The following is a 15,718-nucleotide window of genomic DNA, read 5'->3' as shown; positions in this document are numbered from 1 at the left end:
AAAAAAAGAGGCTATTCAACCTTTGCGAAAACGCTAAGCCGAATAACCTGCATATCAATAAATAAAGTTTTAAAAAAGCTGCTCAATAATCTGATCCGTTGATAAACCTTCGGCTTCGGCATGGTAACTGCGCACTATGCGGTGCCTTAATATAGGTTTAGCTACAGCTTGTACATCTTCGATATCGGGCGAGTATTTGCCGCTTATCACCGCATGGCATTTTGCGCCAAGTACAAGGTATTGCGATGCACGCGGACCGGCTCCCCAGTTTAAAAAACGCTTCACGTTGTCTGTGGCCAACTCTCCCTGCGGGCGGGTTTTAGCTACCATTTTTACGGCATATTCCAACACATTATCACTTACCGGAATGTTACGTACCAGTTGCTGAAATGCTACAATCTCGGCAGCCCCGATGATTTTACTTAACTCAACTTTGCTGGTACTGGTAGTATTTTTTACCACCTGCAATTCTTCGGCAAAGGTAGGATAGCCCAATGTAACGTTAAACATAAAACGATCTAACTGAGCCTCCGGAAGCGGGTAGGTGCCCTCCTGCTCAATTGGGTTTTGCGTTGCCAGTACAAAAAACGGCTGCTGAAGTTTATGCGTTATACCTGCTGCGGTAACTGCCTTCTCCTGCATGGCTTCCAGCAAGGCTGCCTGCGTTTTTGGTGGTGTACGGTTTATCTCATCTGCCAGAATGATGTTAGAGAAAATAGGGCCTTTAATGAATTTAAAGTGGCGGTCTTCACCTAATATTTCGGCGCCAATAATGTCTGATGGCATTAAATCGGGCGTAAACTGCACACGGTTAAAATCAAGGTCAAGCACCCGCGCTATGGTTTGCACCAGCAAAGTTTTTGCAAGGCCGGGCACACCTACCAATAAACAATGACCGTTACTGAATATGGAAATTAAAACAGATTTAACTACCTCATCCTGCCCAACAATTACTTTGGCAATTTCGGTTCTTATATTCTGATAGGCCGTTTTAAGGGCATCAGCAGCTTCTACATCCGAACGGTATAATGACATTGTTTTTATGGCTTAACTTGCGCGCTTGTGGTCGGCGTGCTCCAATCCTTTAATTGCTTGCATGACTGAAACTCCGGGTCAATACGCGTAAACGTGCTTTTGCGCTTTTTCTCAAACCACTCACTTACTGTACGGTTAACTTTATCACTTTGCGCTAACTCTTTAATTTTAGGCAAATCTTGAGCAAGGTTAGCTTTATGCGCATCAGTTACCGAGCGTAAATAAAATATTTTATAAGTTGATTTTCCGTCCTGGGCAGTTATTAACTGGGGCTTAGATATGGTGTTAACCTTCATGGTATCAACAACAAGTGCCACGGCAGGCTCAAGTTTATCGGTAGGAATTAAGGTTGAACGTGCCTGTACGTTTTCAGCATTCATTAGCATACCACCGTTGTACTTGGTTTCTTTATCATCAGAATAAACTGAAGCTGCAGTTGAAAAATCAAGCTGTTTGTTGGTTTTTAACAGGGTGTATATACTATCGGCTTTAACCTTTGCCCTGTCTAAACTTGCAGGGGTTATAACCGGAGTAATTAGAATGTGGCGTGCATGCACCTGTTCGCCGCGGCGCTCAAGTACCTGCAAAAAGTGGAAGCCAAACTCTGATTCAAAAACCGGAGATAGTTCGCCTGCTTTAAGCTTAAATGCAGTTGCCGAAAACTCCTTAACCATTCCCTGGCGGTCAAAAAAGCCTAAATCGCCACCCTCTTGCGCCGAACCCGGATCCTGTGAGTATAAGCGGGCAATGTTGGCAAAGTCTTCACCGTTTTTTATACGTGTGCGTAAACCTTCGGCCTTATCTTTATAAAACTGTTTTTCTTCTTTGCTAAGTTTTGGCTGAAAAACAATCTCTCCTACCTCAACCTCTTTGTTGTAAGATGGCAAACTGTCTTTAGGTATATTCTGGAAAAAACGGGTTACTTCCTGGGGAGTTACACCTACCTTTTCAGTAATTTTTCCCTGCATTCTTTCAGCAATCATTTGCTCTTTAATGTCAGGTCTTATCTCATCTTTATACTGAATTACCGAGCGACCTAAGAACTGCTCCAAACGGTCTTGCCCGCCGGCGCGCTGAATCATTCCGCGCATACGTCTGTCAATCTGGCCATCAACATCATCTTCAGTTACGGTAACACTATCAATCACTGCCTGCTGAGCCAAAAGCTTTTGTGTAAGCAAACGCCCTAAAATAGTGCATTTGATATCGACGTCGGGTTGCCCGCCAGATACAAGGTACTGTGCATATTGCAACTCAATGTCCGATTTTAAAATAACACTGCTACCCACCACACCGGCAACTTTATCAAGCGATATTTTTTGCGCAGATACAGCCGTTGCAATAAGTAAAAAACTTAAAAATATAAATCCAAACTTTCTCATTTACCTTTAATTGAACACCTAACAGTATATATTGCATGGCGTTTTAATAAAACCTCCGAATTTCGCAAAATTTCTGCACTTAGGCGGCATAAATATGTCATTATATGCCTGTGCTATAATATTATGCGAATATGCCCATAAAGCATCACTTGCTTTAACTATTTTTGTTAAAAATTGTTAAAGTGATAATGGATATGCAGGCAAAACATCTCAGCTATTTTTTACAGGAAGATTTGTTTTTGCTCCAAAGCGACAAATCTTTATATCAAAACCTGAATATAAATCAACAGGTCAACGATGCTGCAAACACTCAACCTGTAGCTCAAAATCCTGTTAATGCGCCTGAAGCAAGCAACGTTACTGTTGCACCACAAACCGTTATCTTGCCTGCAACCCCTACACCTGTAACGCCGGCAATTACATTTAATTACTTAGGCGGTAATCTAAAAAACTTTCTGATACTGGCATGCTATACTGACGTTGATCATATGCCTGCCGAACACCTGAATGCACTTACCGGTACTTTAACACGTATAAATTACGTGCAGGACGATGTTGCTATTTTAAACATGGCAAAAGCCAATAGCAAGCAGTGGACTGATATAAGGCATTTTTTTAAACCTGAAAAATTACTGATTTTAGGAAAAAACGCACTACCCGCTGCTATGCCTGCACTAAGTCCTAATGAAATACAGTACACCGGTCAAGTAAAGACGCTCTATACATTTGGGTTTGGCAACATGCTGGGCAATAAAGATTACACGCGCATATTCTGGAACTTAATAAAAACCTTTTAATACATGCAACCAACTTTAGTATTTGCTACACACAATCAACATAAGTTAGAGGAAGTAGCCGCCAAAACCGGCGACAGGTTGCAGCTACAAAGCCTTACCGACATTGGTTGCCATGACGAGATTGAGGAGAATGGTACTACCTTTAACGAAAATGCTTCCATTAAAAGCCATTACGTGTTTAATAAATACAATCTTAACTGTTTTGGTGATGACAGCGGCTTACAAATAGAAGCGCTGAATAATGAACCTGGCGTATACTCGGCACGCTACTCGGGCGAGCATGGTAATCATGAAGCCAACATTGCAAAAGTGTTGCATAACCTTAAAGGCGTAGATAATCGTAAAGCGCGTTTTATTACTGTTGTTTCACTCATATGGAACGGTGAGGAGCATTTTTTTGAAGGTGTAATTAACGGAACAATACGCGAAGAAATGGTTGGCGTTAAGGGCTTTGGTTATGATCCAATTTTTGAGCCTGAGGGTTACAATATAACTTTTGCCGAAATGAACATGGAAGAAAAGAACCGCATAAGCCACCGGGCTATTGCCATGGAAAAGCTGATTGCTTTTCTTAATGAAAAGACAAAGTAGAGAGACAGATAAAAAATAAAATGCCCGGTTACAACACCGGGCATTTTTGCTAAAAAGAAAAAGAAGAATCAAATTATTTAATAGCTGCAGAAGTATTGCTTCCACCCTTAGTACGTAAGGCTTGTACCTCGGCCTTAAGGGCATCAATTTGTTGTTGCTGTTCTTTTATTGCACCCAACAACACCGGCACCAAGCTTTGCACATCAACTGTTTTAATATCAACTGACTGTACTGAGCCTTTACGTGGCGCTGCAGGTAACATGCTGTGCGTGCGTACTATGTTTGGTAAAACAGATTGAACGTTATCGGCATTAAAGCCATATTGGGTTCCACCAGGTAGCTTTAAGCCATTTAACTGGTTATTATAATTGTAGCTAATAGGCTCAATTTGGTTAACGGCACTTAAAGCACCTTTTATAGGTGTAACATTTTGTTTAAGCTGATTTTCAGAAACTTTACTTTGAGCAAATGATACGGTAGAGAATAGTGACAATGCTGATAGCACTGCTATAAAATTTGAAGTTTTCATAACTATATTTATGTAAATTGAGGTAAAAGAATGGTGCGCAGGCAACAATTATGCCTTACAGCACATGTTTAAACTGTTTGTTTACAGCTTAGCAATTGGGCGGGGGTGTAGGAACGTCTGGGTAGAAGTGATACGGAAAATCGGCCCGGTGAAAAACAATATGCTTAACCACTATAACAAACACCGGCTGGCAGAAACGAAACAGATTAACCTCATGTAAGAAATCTTTAGCTGATTCTGAACGAATATTTTCAGACTCCTTAACCGGATCTTCGGAGTATCCTTTATCGCTTTGCTCTGTGGTTTTGCTATAATTTCCCCATACTGATATAACCGGCACCTGGCTGTATTCTAAAATACCGGCCAGGAGGCAAACCAGGGTTATATATTTAAACAGTTGAGTTATCATTGCTTTCTTTCAATAAGTTAAGCACATCAAAAGTACAACTTATATAATAAAACAACTATAGTAAACTGCTTTTGTTTACCTGTATTATATTATTTAAAATATATTAACGATTATACGTAAGCTATTAAAGATGTGATAACCGCAACGTTAGAGCAATTAAGAATATTTAATAAACGCCATTTACGCGTTCAAATTCCATATTTTTTCAGCACGGCGACCAATGAACCAAAATGACGCCGCCAAAACAGCGAAGAACACCGTTCCTGGTATATGATTCCATAAATACTCAAAGTATTTAGTGTAGATAAAAATAAGCACGAAGGTAATACCAAATTCTCGAGCAATGGCATCCTTACTTTTAAGACCGTAAAGCGTAAACCCGCCTGCTATGCCCAATGAAATTATTCCCCAGTAATATAAAGTGATTTGCTTCACCTGAAGCCAATCATTTAGCTGGCCGAAATTTCCGAAAATACTGAGCAACCATAATGATATGAATAGATACAATAAGGCCACTACGTAAGTTAAATCCCAAAATTGCTGTATAAACGGTTTATCCTTAAGCAGGTAACATACAACCAGTAAAACCATGCTAAATAAAACGAAGCGCAGCGGGTAGTTCATCCCCAAAAAGTAATAAGCCCACTTGGTTTGATAACCGGTTTCGGTACCAAACCAGCTGCCTAATGATACCAGTGCAAACAGCCATATCATGCGTGAGTTAAACTTCCAGGCCAAAAATCCGTAAATGAATACTGAGATAAGAAAGAGGATGGAGTAATGCCCGGAGCCATTATCGAAGGTTTTACCAAAGTAGGCAATGCTACAAGCAGTAAATAATATACCGGTAAATATGGTTGCCTCGTTACTAAAAACCCTTTGCGGAACCATTTTTTCGCGACGGCGGCCAACATAGAAACAACCGGCAGCAAGTATTCCCGAACCAATGGCAATGATAATATCGGGCGTATAATAAAGGCTCTTGATCCAGTTAATTACCTGATCGCTTATTATAAGCGAGCCAACGGCAATTGCCCCGCAAATTAACGCCACCCAAAAGGAATATTGAGCCAGCCTCATCCAGTCAAAACCTTTTACCTCGGTAGATGCACGCAGCTTTTCAGCTTGCTCCGGCGAAAGCAGTTGCTCCTTTTCCCAATGGGCAATTGCCTTGTTTAAGAATTCGCTTTCCTGCTTATCAAGATTCAGTTTCATTTGTTAGGTTAGCCAATAGCTTATTTTACTTACTTTTTCAACTATCAAGAAGCTGACATTATAGTTGGCTACACCAATATATGAAGATTACTTCGAAATTGAATGTAGCAGCTGAAAGTATCAGAAATTGTTGAGCACAGTCATTACCGCAATTTTGTCTTCCGCTAGTTGTTCTTTTAAACCCTCAAGGGAAGAAAACTTAACATCGTGCCTTATGAAATGATGAAAGTTCATTTGAACAGTTTGATTGTAAATATCACGGTCAAAATCAAACAAATTCACTTCAATGTTGCGCGTCATGCCGTTGATGGTTGGCCTGTGACCAATGTATGCCATCCCTTTAAAAATTTCGGCACCAATTTTTACGGTTGCCGAAAATATACCATCGGCAGGTATGAGCTTATACCCCTCTTCAACAAGCAGGTTAGCTGTAGGGTAGCCTAACTGCCGTCCAATTTGATTGCCACGTATAACTTTACCTGTTAAATAAAATGAGTATCCTAAAAAGGTATTAGCCTGCTCTATATCTCCCCTTAATAATGCCTCACGTATACGGGTTGAACTTATAGCCACATGATTAATGTCCTGCTCCGGAATTTCAATTACATCAAAACCATATTCAGGACCAGCCGCCTGCAAATCCTGCAACCCGCCACGGCGGTCTTTACCAAACCGATGGTCATAACCAATGATAATAGTTCGGGTACCAATTTTTTTAACCAGTACATCATGAATGTAAGCTTCGGCCGTTTGGTTAGAAAAATCGCGGGAGAAAGGAGTTATAATCAAATGATCGACACCAAGTTCTTCAAGCAGCGCTGCACGTTCATCAATCGTACTGATTAACTTCAAACTCTGATCTTCAGGATGAATGATCATTCGCGGATGCGGGAAAAAGGTGAGGATAACAGTTTCGCCACCTGTTTGGCGGGCAAGCTCTTTCAAGCGCGCAATAATTTGACGATGCCCCTGGTGAACGCCATCAAACGTACCAATGGTTACTACTGCATTAGGTAGCGGTGTAAAATCGTCTATGTTATGATAGAGTTTCATACTTCCCCTCCCGTGTTAACGCTTTCTGTTGCCGCGTCCACATCCTCCCGGGGAGGGTTTGGTTGGGGCGAATTTTTGCTACGAATTACATTAACCAATTCCATAATTTCCCACGCATCTTCAACCTTAAAATTACCACTGCGTGTACGCCTTAGTCTTGATAAGTAAGCACCGCTATTTACGGCTTTACCAAAATCATTTGCCAGCGAGCGGATGTAGGTGCCTTTACTGCATACAACCCTAAAGTCAACTTCAGGCAGCTCAATACGGGTTAGCTCAAATTCTGTTATTGTTAATGTGCGTGCTTTAAGTTCAACCTCCTCGCCCCGGCGGGCCTTTTCATAAAGGCGCTCACCATTTACTTTAATAGCCGAGTGCGCCGGTGGGTATTGCTGAATTTCGCCAATAAATTGTGCACAAGCCTCTTTCAAAACCAGATCAGTAAGGTGAGCCGTTTCAAAGGTTTGGTCTACCTCAGTTTCCATATCATAGGATGGTGTAGTGCCCCCCAGTGTGAATGTACCGGTGTATTCCTTTTCTTCGGCCTGAAAAGTATCAATTTGCTTGGTCATTTTGCCGGTGCAAACAATTAGTAGCCCGGTAGCCAACGGATCAAGGGTACCCGCATGGCCAACTTTCAACTTCAGTGGCTTAAATGCATTACGCACTTTACCTACAATGTCAAAACTGGTCCAGCGGTAAGGTTTGTTAATCAACAATAGTTCGCCTTCAACAAAATTGAAGTCTTTATATTTTGGATGTGCTTCGTTCAAAACTTTTTGTAAAGCACAAAGGTAACAAATAACAATCAAGAGTACAGCGTGCAGAATCAAGAGGATAATTGTGTAAAAACAAAAAGCGATCTACCCTTTCAACGGATAGATCGCTTCAATATCTTGGGTATTGTTTCTGGGATCTGGCTTTTAAATTATCTCCAGGTTATGCCCCGTTGCATAAAGGCCTATAATAACTGCACCAACTAAAATGCGGTACCAGCCAAATAGCACAAAGCCTTTTTTCTCTAAAAAGGTGATAAATGTACGTATAGCTAAAAGGGCAACTATAAATGCTACCACATTTCCTATTACCAGTAACTTAATTTCCTCACCATTGAAGGTGTGCCCGTCTTTAAAAAAGTCAAGTAATTTTTTTGCTGTAGCAGCAAACATGGTAGGTACAGCCAAAAAAAATGAAAACTCTGCGGCGGCTTTTCGGCTTAGCTTTTGCGACATACCGCCTACAATGGTAGCAGCCGAACGCGAGGTACCCGGAATCATGGCAATACATTGAAAAAAACCTATTTTCAATGCCGTAGCATAGTTTATATCCTTTTCGTCTTCCACATCAGTTTTTCCAAACCATTTGTCAACAAACAAAAGGATAACGCCGCCAACAAAAAGCGTTATACCAACGGTAAGCGCGCTTTCCATCAGCTCATCAATTTTTTTGCTGAACAGTAAACCAAAAACGGCCGCCGGTATAAAGGCAACTATCAGTTTATAATAGAAATCTAACGATTTAAAAAACCGTTTAAAGTATAATACTACTACCGAAAGTATAGCACCTAATTGAATGGCAACAGTAAACAGCTTTACAAAGTCATTACTGGCAATGCCCATGGCCGATGAGGCAATAATCATGTGCCCGGTTGATGACACTGGCAAAAACTCGGTAAGGCCTTCAATAATGGCCAAAATAATAGCTTGTATTATAGTCATGCGTTAGGCAACAGGCTTTTTCATGATGGCATAAAAAGCAAGGCCAAAACCTGCTAATACAACCAGCGGCGCAATCACAATTTTGGTTGTGCTGTATATATCAGTTGTGCCAGACATAAGTATAAAGCCTAAAGTTACAATAAGCACGCTAACTGCCAGTATTTGATAATTGGCTTTGCCAAACACAAACTGAACAGGCGCAGCAGCCGGCTTGCTATTACCTAAAATAGAAGGCCTTACTGGTGTGCCTGCAGGCTTTTCAAATTTTTGAGCCATATTGTACTATCTATATAATTGATAAATTTTTAAACGAAGGAAACGGTTAACTGCCAAAAAGGTACTAAAGCCCGATATGAATATGCCAAGCAGCACAATGGCAACAAATATAATGGCAAACTCATAGTAGTTTTGCAGCACTATTAAATCAGGAATTTGATTATAGGCAAGGTAAAGCGTACCCACTAAAATAATGGTTGCAATTAATGCACCTAACAGCCCGTGCCATATACCGTACAACAAAAATGGCTTACGTATAAAAGCTTTTGTTGCACCCACCAACTGCATTGATTTGATCAAAAACCGCTGTGAGTATATAGCCAAACGGATAGTATTGTTAATTAGCGCTACCGATAGAATAACAAATATGCCTGTAAACGCAAGTATAACCAAGCTAATGTTGGTTATATTTTTATTCATCTGCTCAACCAACGATTGCTGATATTTCACCTCTTTAACCAAAGGGTTTTGACGCAGTTCATTAGCAAAGCGTGTTAAATCGGCATTGTTAGCATAATCGGCCCGCATGTAAACATCTATAGATTGTGAAAGTGGGTTTACACCCAAAAACTTTACAAAATCTTCGCCTAAATCTTTTTGTAGGTTCCGTGCAGCGAGTTCTTTACTTACATACTGCGTGCGTTTTACCAGTGGGTTTCCATCCAGCTGACGCTGAAATTGCAACACATCGGTTTCACGCGCACCTTCATCAACAAAAACGTTCACCACCATATTTTCTTTAATATAGCGTGATAAATTGTTGGCATGTACCAGTATCAACCCCAGCATACCCACCATAAGCAACACCATGGCAATACCAAAAACCGTTGAAATGTAAATGGTTTTGGTTTTTTTGGCGGCCGTACTTGCTTCAAATTCTTCCATATAGTACCTGTTGGGATGCGAAATTAAAAAATCGCTTGGTTAAAGGTAAAACTTTATTAATTATTAATGCCATTTGCAGGCGTTAAGCGTTGGCTTTTAACAAACTTTAACGCTTAACGTTTGCCCTCTATTGGCTCAAATAAACAAACATTAAGGCCGGCTGTTAAGCTTAATATACCAAAAAACTCAATGTTATGATGCCCCAACCAGCAAACGAACACGATAAACCATCTCCATCTGATACACCAACCGACAGGCCGGATGACAACGGTGGCAAAGCCGTAAAAAAGCCCGAAGATGAAGATTATGATAAAGACAACGCCAATTTTGGCAACGTAGCCATAACACGTGAAAACAGCGAAGAGCCGGTTAACCCGATAAAAACTCCGCCCGATGAATTTCAGGACCCGGAGAAGGATAATCCACCGGTGAAAAAATAGAAGCAGGAACCAAGGGCCAAGGATATTGATAGAATTAAAAATATCTCTTGGCTCTTGATTCTTAGCTCCTGGCTCTATTACCCCCTATCTATCCCCGCTGAATTGAACTGCAGGTCGTATAGTTTGCGGTAATAACCATCCTCTATACGCAACAATTCCTGGTGACTGCCCATTTCTTTGATTTCGCCGTGATCGAGAACAATAATTTTATCAGCCTTTTGTATGGTTGACAAACGGTGAGCAATTACAATAGCTGTCCGGTCCTGCATCAACTTATCAATAGCGTTTTGAATGAGTATCTCCGTTTCGGTGTCAACAGATGAGGTGGCTTCATCCAAAACTAAAATAGCAGGATTATACACCAGCGCGCGCACAAAAGATATTAACTGCGCTTGCCCTGCTGATAAGGTTGCCCCGCGCTCCATTACATTATAATCGTACCCGCCTGGCAGGCGTTCAATAAATTCATGTGCGCCTACTTCGGTTGCTGCTTTTACAATTTGCTCGCGTGTTATAGCCGGATTATTTAGGCTTATATTATTAGCAATAGTATCTGAAAACAAAAATACATCCTGTATTACCGTTGCTATTTGTGAGCGCAAAAATCTCAGTTCATAATCCTGAATATCTACCCCGTCAACCTTCACATTACCTTTTCCAATTTCGTAAAACCGGTTTAATATATTTATGGTTGATGATTTACCCGCCCCGGTTGCGCCAACCAAAGCCAGCGTTTCGCCGGGCTTAATGCTGAACGTAAGATTTTTAAGTACCCAATTATCATCATTGTAGGCAAACCAAACGTTGTTAAAATCAATTTGGCCTTTTAAGGTAACGTTGTTGATTTTACCGTTATTAGGTGCTACTTCATCAGTATCAAGCACTTTGAATATTCGATCGGCACCTACCATACCCATTTGCAGGGTGTTAAACTTATCTGCCAGTTGACGTATGGGCCTGAAAAGCAAGTTAAGCAAAGTAATAAATGCCAATATTTTACCAGGCGTAATGCCCTGCCCTTCGGCAGTAATTGAGGCCATAGTTTGATCGCTTAAAATACGTTTGCAACCATACCAAACCAGCAACCCTATTGAGCAGGCCATAAAAATTTCTACTACCGGAAAAAATATAGAGTAATACCAGTTTGACCTGATATTGGCATCACGGTATTTTTCATTCACTGCATTAAACTTACGCATTTCCTGCGCCTCGCGCGAGAAGTATTGAATAATACTGATTCCTGAAATATGCTCCTGTAAAAAAGTATTCAGTTGAGCCACATGCGTACGCACATCCTGAAATGAAGATTTAATAGCTTCTTTGAAAATGTATGTAGCTCCCAGTAAAAAAGGTAATGGAATAAGGGTAATTAACGTAAGCTTCCAGTCTTGCACCAGCATATAAGTAATGATGGATATAACCAAAAGCAAATCGCCTGCTATTGATATTAAACCTTCTGAAAATATATCGGCAATGGTTTCCAGGTCTGACACCGTGCGGGTAATGAGCATGCCAATGGGCGTACGATCAAAATACTTTAACCTCAGGCTCATTACATGGTTAAATACATCTATACGTAAATCGCGGATAACTGACTGCCCCAACGCATTTGTTAAATACGTTTGATAGTACTGCGCAATGGTTTGCACAATTAATTGCGCAATCATTAGGGTTACTATAAAAACTAAACCGTTATAGTTACCTGCTAAAATATATTTGTCTAACCCAATTTCCATCAGCATGGGTTGAGCCAGGGTAATTACGGCTAAAAATATGGTTAAAAATGCAGCAATGACAAACGTGCGGTTATATGGCTTAACGTAAACCATAATACGTTTAAGCAGCTGTACATCAAGTGCCTTTCCTGTTACTTTAGACATGTTTTTTTATTTCGGATTTCGAATGTTCGATTCCAGATTTTTACTTCTTGCAAAAGTAGACATACAATTTCGTATGAATTTAAATCCAAAATCGAACCTCCACAATCCGCTATTTACAAATACGGATACCTTACCTCTGTTAAGTATAAACCACAGGCAGGCACTGATGTTCCGGCGTTACTACGATTTTTACTCTCGATGATGGAACGAATGCCTTCGGGCTCGATTTCGTTGCGGCCAACCATCATACAAGTGCCCACAATAGCGCGCACCATATTGCGCAAAAACCTATCGGCCGATATATGAAACACAAGTCCATTATCATTATGCAGCCATTGCGCCCTTACAACCTTACAGTTGTTGGTAAACACCTGCGTGTTTGATTTGCTGAAGCAACTAAAATCAGTGTACTCCATTATAATCGCTGCTGCGCAGTTCATGGCCTCTACATCTAATTCGCCCTTTACCTGCCACGAATAATTTTGCTTAAACGGATCTTTATGAAAATGCATGTGGTATTCATAAGACCGTTGTGTGGCGTCAAACCGGGCATGTGCGTTGGCATGAACGGGGATTATCTGTTTAACAGCAATATCATGAGGAAGTAAGGCATTCAAACTTTCAATGCGAAGCTTGTGCTGCCCTTTCGCATCATGCTTAAAAACTACCTTTCCAGCCGCTTCTTCGGGCAATTCAAGTACCGGAACATCCAAATGAGCAAATAATTGCTTTGCATGTACGCCCGTATCGGTACGGCCTGCACCAGTAGTTTCAACCGGCTGGCGAAGTAAAACAGTTAAAGCTTCATTTAATTTTTGCTGTACACTTATGGCGTTGGGCTGCACCTGCCACCCGTGATAGCGGGTACCATCATAAGCCAGTTCTAAATAATAGCGTTGTAATTGGGCCACGATGCAAAGGTAGCAAACCTTGCCGCAAGCTTAAGTCATTATTTAAGCAAACAATTTTATATTTGCCTTGCTATAAACACTAATTATGATACAACGCGTACAAAGCATATACTTGTTTTTGGCCAGCCTGGCCATATTTGCCCTTTACTTATTTACACTTGCAAACAACGTTTACATTAACAATATACCAACAAGCATAAAGGTTACCGGCCTTATACAGGATGTTAACGGACAACAGCAGCAAATTCAATCATTCGTGGCCTTAACCGCTGCCACCGCAGTAGTTGGTTTGTTACCTTTAGTCACTATATTTTTGTTTCGCAACCGCAAACAGCAAATTGTGCTTGCATACATAACTATACTTGTGATCATTGGTCATAGCTTTTGGGTGGCTCAAACTGTTAAAGGCGCGGTTGGATCCGTTACACTTAACACCAGCAACTTTGGCATAGGGCTTTTCCTTGCACCAATTGCAATCTTGTTAACGCTGTTGGCAATTAAGGCAATTAAAAGAGATAACGCGCTGGTACGCTCGGCCGACCGTTTACGGTAAGCTAAAAATGAATTTTAGCTCACAGCAGTAAATCACTGTCAGTCAAAAAATTATCTACACATAGTCATTACTGTCTCATTTTAAAACGGGGGTTTGTAAAGGCATTTATTTTTCATACCTTTGCACCCGATTTGGCGATGTTGCCAAATTCGTTATTTTAATTCATGAACAACCCATTTTTAGAACTGGGAATCCGTCATGATATTGTTAATGCCATTAGTGATTTAGGATTTCAAAGTCCTACGCCTATTCAGGAAGCTTCTATTCCTGTACTATTGTCTGGCAGCAACGATTTTGTCGGATTAGCCCAAACCGGGACCGGAAAAACGGCTGCATTCGGACTACCTCTTTTAGAATTAGTCGATTTTACAGAAAACACACCACAGGCTTTAGTGCTTTGCCCAACTCGCGAGTTGTGTTTGCAAATCACCAACGACCTTAAAAACTTCTCGAAAAACGTTAAAAACGTACACGTTGTGGCCGTTTATGGCGGCGCCAGCATTGGCGATCAGTTGCGCCAGATTAAACGCGGTGTGCAAATTGTGGTGGCTACCCCCGGCCGTATGCTTGACATTATTGGCCGCGACGCTATCGACTTCTCAAACATCCGCTACGTGGTGTTAGACGAGGCTGACGAGATGCTGAACATGGGTTTTCAGGAAGATATCAATGAGATTCTTTCTACTACCCCTGACGAGAAAAAAACCTGGTTATTTTCAGCCACCATGCCGCCTGAGGTTAGGCGTATAGCTAAAAACTATATGACCGATCCGCATGAGCTTACCATGGGCAAGCAAAATACCGGTAATGCCAACATTGAGCACGAGTACTATGTAGTACGCGCCCGTGATAAGTATGCGGCATTTAAGCGTATTGTTGATTTTAACCCCGAAATTTTTGGTATTGTATTTTGCCGTACCAAAATTGAAACACAGGAGATTGCCGAGGCTTTAGTAAAAGACGGATATAACGCCGACTCGCTTCACGGTGACCTTTCGCAACAACAACGTGATAAGGTAATGAAACGTTACCGTGAACGCAGCCTGCAATTACTTATTGCTACTGACGTTGCTGCACGTGGCATTGACGTTAATGATGTTACTCACGTAATTAACTACTCACTACCCGACGAAATTGAGAATTACACCCACCGTAGCGGCCGTACTGCCCGTGCAGGTAAAACTGGTGTATCAATTGCAATTGTTAACTCAAAAGAGGTTGGCAAAATCCGTCAGATTGAGCGTGTAATTGGTAAGAAATTTACCAAAGCTGAAATTCCTACAGGATTTGATGTGTGTGAAAAACAGCTGTTTGGTTTAATACATAAAGTTCATAATGTAGAGATAAACGAAGGCCAGATTGAGCCTTATTTACCACGCATTATGGATGAGTTTGCCGATATGACCAAAGAGGAGATCATCAAACGTTTTGCATCTATTGAGTTTAACAGCTTCTTAGAGTATTACAAAAATGCTCCTGATTTGAACGTATCTGAAGAAGTACGTGCAAGCCGTGATAACGGTGAGAAATACCCGCGCACAGGCATGAGAGGCGACTTTACCCGTTTGTTTATCAACCTGGGTTCGGTAGATGGCTTTACCCGCGGCGATTTGTTAGGTTATTTTTGTAACCAAACCGGTATTGTTGGCCGCACTATTGGCAAAATTGATATTAAGGGTGTTTACTCATTCCTTGAAGTTGCTAACGGTGACGTTGACCAGGCTTTCAACGCATTTAAATCGGCCGAGTACAAAGGCCGTCAGGTGCGTATTGAAGTATCTGCTGATGGTGACCGCGAACGCGGTGGTGACCGTGGCGGATATGGTGGCGGTGGCTACAAAAAACGTGAGGGTGGCGGCTATGGCGGCAACCGTCGTGATGGTGGTAACCGCAGCGGTGAGCGTAAAGAAGGTGGCGGTTTCCGCGACTTTTCAGGAAAACGCCGCGAAGACAGAGGTGAACGCCGTAAAAGATATTAGCATTTAGTTTATGCTTTGGTTCAGCAAGTTTGAACGTAAAGCAGTTAGTTTTAGTTTGACAAAGC

At 41.3% G+C, this 15,718-nt stretch carries 17 protein-coding genes; 5 read left to right on the top strand and 12 right to left on the bottom strand.

Translation table 11 applies throughout. The features are described from left to right. Positions 1–69: 69 nt before the first annotated feature. Complete coding sequence (locus QZ407_RS01950; RefSeq protein WP_295767378.1) at positions 70–1,035, bottom strand: AAA family ATPase; 966 nt, start codon at positions 1,033–1,035, stop codon at positions 70–72. Between the two features lie 5 nt (positions 1,036–1,040). Beyond that, positions 1,041–2,417: a peptidylprolyl isomerase gene (locus tag QZ407_RS01945; RefSeq protein ID WP_295767377.1), complete on the bottom strand. Its 1,377-nt coding sequence runs from the start codon at positions 2,415–2,417 to the stop codon at positions 1,041–1,043. A 188-nt stretch (positions 2,418–2,605) separates the two neighbouring features. Here QZ407_RS01945 and QZ407_RS01940 point away from each other — a divergent pair, with 188 nt between their 5' ends. Continuing rightward, positions 2,606–3,214 carry a hypothetical protein gene (locus tag QZ407_RS01940; protein ID WP_295767376.1) on the top strand — a complete coding sequence of 203 codons (609 nt, stop codon included), beginning with the start codon at positions 2,606–2,608 and terminating at the stop codon, positions 3,212–3,214. Between the two features lie 3 nt (positions 3,215–3,217). Continuing rightward, a complete protein-coding gene (rdgB, locus tag QZ407_RS01935; protein WP_295767375.1) occupies positions 3,218–3,805 on the top strand; it encodes an RdgB/HAM1 family non-canonical purine NTP pyrophosphatase in 588 nt (195 codons plus the stop codon). 73 nt (positions 3,806–3,878) lie between these two features. Here rdgB and QZ407_RS01930 read toward each other — a convergent pair whose 3' ends face one another. From QZ407_RS01930 to QZ407_RS01895, 8 genes are all read right to left on the bottom strand, one after another. Then, positions 3,879–4,334, bottom strand: coding sequence for a tail fiber domain-containing protein (locus QZ407_RS01930; protein WP_295767374.1), 456 nt, complete (start codon positions 4,332–4,334; stop codon positions 3,879–3,881). A gap of 88 nt (positions 4,335–4,422) precedes the next feature. Then, positions 4,423–4,743 (bottom strand): hypothetical protein, encoded by a 321-nt coding sequence (locus QZ407_RS01925; RefSeq protein WP_295767373.1) that lies wholly within the window; start codon positions 4,741–4,743, stop codon positions 4,423–4,425. 180 nt (positions 4,744–4,923) lie between these two features. After that, positions 4,924–5,958, bottom strand: a complete 1,035-nt coding sequence (locus QZ407_RS01920; RefSeq protein ID WP_295767372.1) for a DUF2157 domain-containing protein — start codon at positions 5,956–5,958, stop codon at positions 4,924–4,926. A 120-nt stretch (positions 5,959–6,078) separates the two neighbouring features. Next, entirely contained in the window at positions 6,079–7,011 is a 933-nt protein-coding gene (locus tag QZ407_RS01915; protein WP_295767371.1) for a bifunctional riboflavin kinase/FAD synthetase, read from the bottom strand. Further along, positions 7,008–7,784, bottom strand: coding sequence for a tRNA pseudouridine(55) synthase TruB (truB, locus tag QZ407_RS01910; RefSeq protein WP_295767370.1), 777 nt, complete (start codon positions 7,782–7,784; stop codon positions 7,008–7,010). Before truB ends, QZ407_RS01915 begins: the two co-directional genes overlap by 4 nt. Before the next feature lie 150 nt (positions 7,785–7,934). Beyond that, positions 7,935–8,729 carry an undecaprenyl-diphosphate phosphatase gene (locus QZ407_RS01905; RefSeq protein ID WP_295767369.1) on the bottom strand — a complete coding sequence of 265 codons (795 nt, stop codon included), beginning with the start codon at positions 8,727–8,729 and terminating at the stop codon, positions 7,935–7,937. Positions 8,730–8,732: 3 nt separating this feature from the next. After that, positions 8,733–9,005: a DUF3098 domain-containing protein gene (locus QZ407_RS01900; protein ID WP_295767368.1), complete on the bottom strand. Its 273-nt coding sequence runs from the start codon at positions 9,003–9,005 to the stop codon at positions 8,733–8,735. A gap of 6 nt (positions 9,006–9,011) precedes the next feature. Continuing rightward, positions 9,012–9,890 (bottom strand): permease-like cell division protein FtsX, encoded by an 879-nt coding sequence (locus QZ407_RS01895; protein ID WP_157540531.1) that lies wholly within the window; start codon positions 9,888–9,890, stop codon positions 9,012–9,014. 194 nt (positions 9,891–10,084) lie between these two features. On the opposite strand from QZ407_RS01895, the gene QZ407_RS01890 reads away from it, so the two are divergent. Next, positions 10,085–10,330 carry a hypothetical protein gene (locus QZ407_RS01890; protein ID WP_295767367.1) on the top strand — a complete coding sequence of 82 codons (246 nt, stop codon included), beginning with the start codon at positions 10,085–10,087 and terminating at the stop codon, positions 10,328–10,330. A 77-nt stretch (positions 10,331–10,407) separates the two neighbouring features. On the opposite strand, the gene QZ407_RS01885 is transcribed toward QZ407_RS01890, so the two are convergent. Both QZ407_RS01885 and truA read right to left on the bottom strand, forming a co-directional pair. After that, positions 10,408–12,210 (bottom strand): ABC transporter ATP-binding protein, encoded by a 1,803-nt coding sequence (locus tag QZ407_RS01885; RefSeq protein WP_295767366.1) that lies wholly within the window; start codon positions 12,208–12,210, stop codon positions 10,408–10,410. A 113-nt stretch (positions 12,211–12,323) separates the two neighbouring features. Further along, positions 12,324–13,124, bottom strand: coding sequence for a tRNA pseudouridine(38-40) synthase TruA (truA, locus tag QZ407_RS01880; protein ID WP_295767646.1), 801 nt, complete (start codon positions 13,122–13,124; stop codon positions 12,324–12,326). Positions 13,125–13,206: 82 nt separating this feature from the next. Here truA and QZ407_RS01875 point away from each other — a divergent pair, with 82 nt between their 5' ends. Together QZ407_RS01875 and QZ407_RS01870 are read left to right on the top strand one after the other, a co-directional pair. Beyond that, positions 13,207–13,674 (top strand): DUF4293 domain-containing protein, encoded by a 468-nt coding sequence (locus QZ407_RS01875; RefSeq protein WP_295767365.1) that lies wholly within the window; start codon positions 13,207–13,209, stop codon positions 13,672–13,674. A gap of 164 nt (positions 13,675–13,838) precedes the next feature. Further along, positions 13,839–15,653 (top strand): DEAD/DEAH box helicase, encoded by a 1,815-nt coding sequence (locus QZ407_RS01870; protein WP_295767364.1) that lies wholly within the window; start codon positions 13,839–13,841, stop codon positions 15,651–15,653. Positions 15,654–15,718 lie beyond the last annotated feature (65 nt).

Origin of the sequence: uncultured Mucilaginibacter sp. (assembly GCF_913773635.1) — a bacterium.
In the GTDB taxonomy this organism is placed as follows: Bacteria; Bacteroidota; Bacteroidia; order Sphingobacteriales; family Sphingobacteriaceae; genus Mucilaginibacter.
The sequence above is the reverse complement of the archived record's forward strand: the minus strand, read 5'-3'. Positions and strand labels throughout refer to the sequence as shown.

What these genes read in the sequence shown, in the direction of transcription:
- QZ407_RS01950 (WP_295767378.1), bottom strand. Translation starts at nt 1,035, where the DNA reads ATGTCATTATACCGTTCGGATGTAGAAGCTGCTGATGCCCTTAAAACG.
- QZ407_RS01945 (WP_295767377.1), bottom strand. Translation starts at nt 2,417, where the DNA reads ATGAGAAAGTTTGGATTTATATTTTTAAGTTTTTTACTTATTGCAACG.
- QZ407_RS01940 (WP_295767376.1), top strand. Translation starts at nt 2,606, where the DNA reads ATGGATATGCAGGCAAAACATCTCAGCTATTTTTTACAGGAAGATTTG.
- rdgB (WP_295767375.1), top strand. Translation starts at nt 3,218, where the DNA reads ATGCAACCAACTTTAGTATTTGCTACACACAATCAACATAAGTTAGAG.
- QZ407_RS01930 (WP_295767374.1), bottom strand. Translation starts at nt 4,334, where the DNA reads ATGAAAACTTCAAATTTTATAGCAGTGCTATCAGCATTGTCACTATTC.
- QZ407_RS01925 (WP_295767373.1), bottom strand. Translation starts at nt 4,743, where the DNA reads ATGATAACTCAACTGTTTAAATATATAACCCTGGTTTGCCTCCTGGCC.
- QZ407_RS01920 (WP_295767372.1), bottom strand. Translation starts at nt 5,958, where the DNA reads ATGAAACTGAATCTTGATAAGCAGGAAAGCGAATTCTTAAACAAGGCA.
- QZ407_RS01915 (WP_295767371.1), bottom strand. Translation starts at nt 7,011, where the DNA reads ATGAAACTCTATCATAACATAGACGATTTTACACCGCTACCTAATGCA.
- QZ407_RS01905 (WP_295767369.1), bottom strand. Translation starts at nt 8,729, where the DNA reads ATGACTATAATACAAGCTATTATTTTGGCCATTATTGAAGGCCTTACC.
- QZ407_RS01900 (WP_295767368.1), bottom strand. Translation starts at nt 9,005, where the DNA reads ATGGCTCAAAAATTTGAAAAGCCTGCAGGCACACCAGTAAGGCCTTCT.
- QZ407_RS01895 (WP_157540531.1), bottom strand. Translation starts at nt 9,890, where the DNA reads ATGGAAGAATTTGAAGCAAGTACGGCCGCCAAAAAAACCAAAACCATT.
- QZ407_RS01890 (WP_295767367.1), top strand. Translation starts at nt 10,085, where the DNA reads ATGATGCCCCAACCAGCAAACGAACACGATAAACCATCTCCATCTGAT.
- QZ407_RS01885 (WP_295767366.1), bottom strand. Translation starts at nt 12,210, where the DNA reads ATGTCTAAAGTAACAGGAAAGGCACTTGATGTACAGCTGCTTAAACGT.
- QZ407_RS01875 (WP_295767365.1), top strand. Translation starts at nt 13,207, where the DNA reads ATGATACAACGCGTACAAAGCATATACTTGTTTTTGGCCAGCCTGGCC.
- QZ407_RS01870 (WP_295767364.1), top strand. Translation starts at nt 13,839, where the DNA reads ATGAACAACCCATTTTTAGAACTGGGAATCCGTCATGATATTGTTAAT.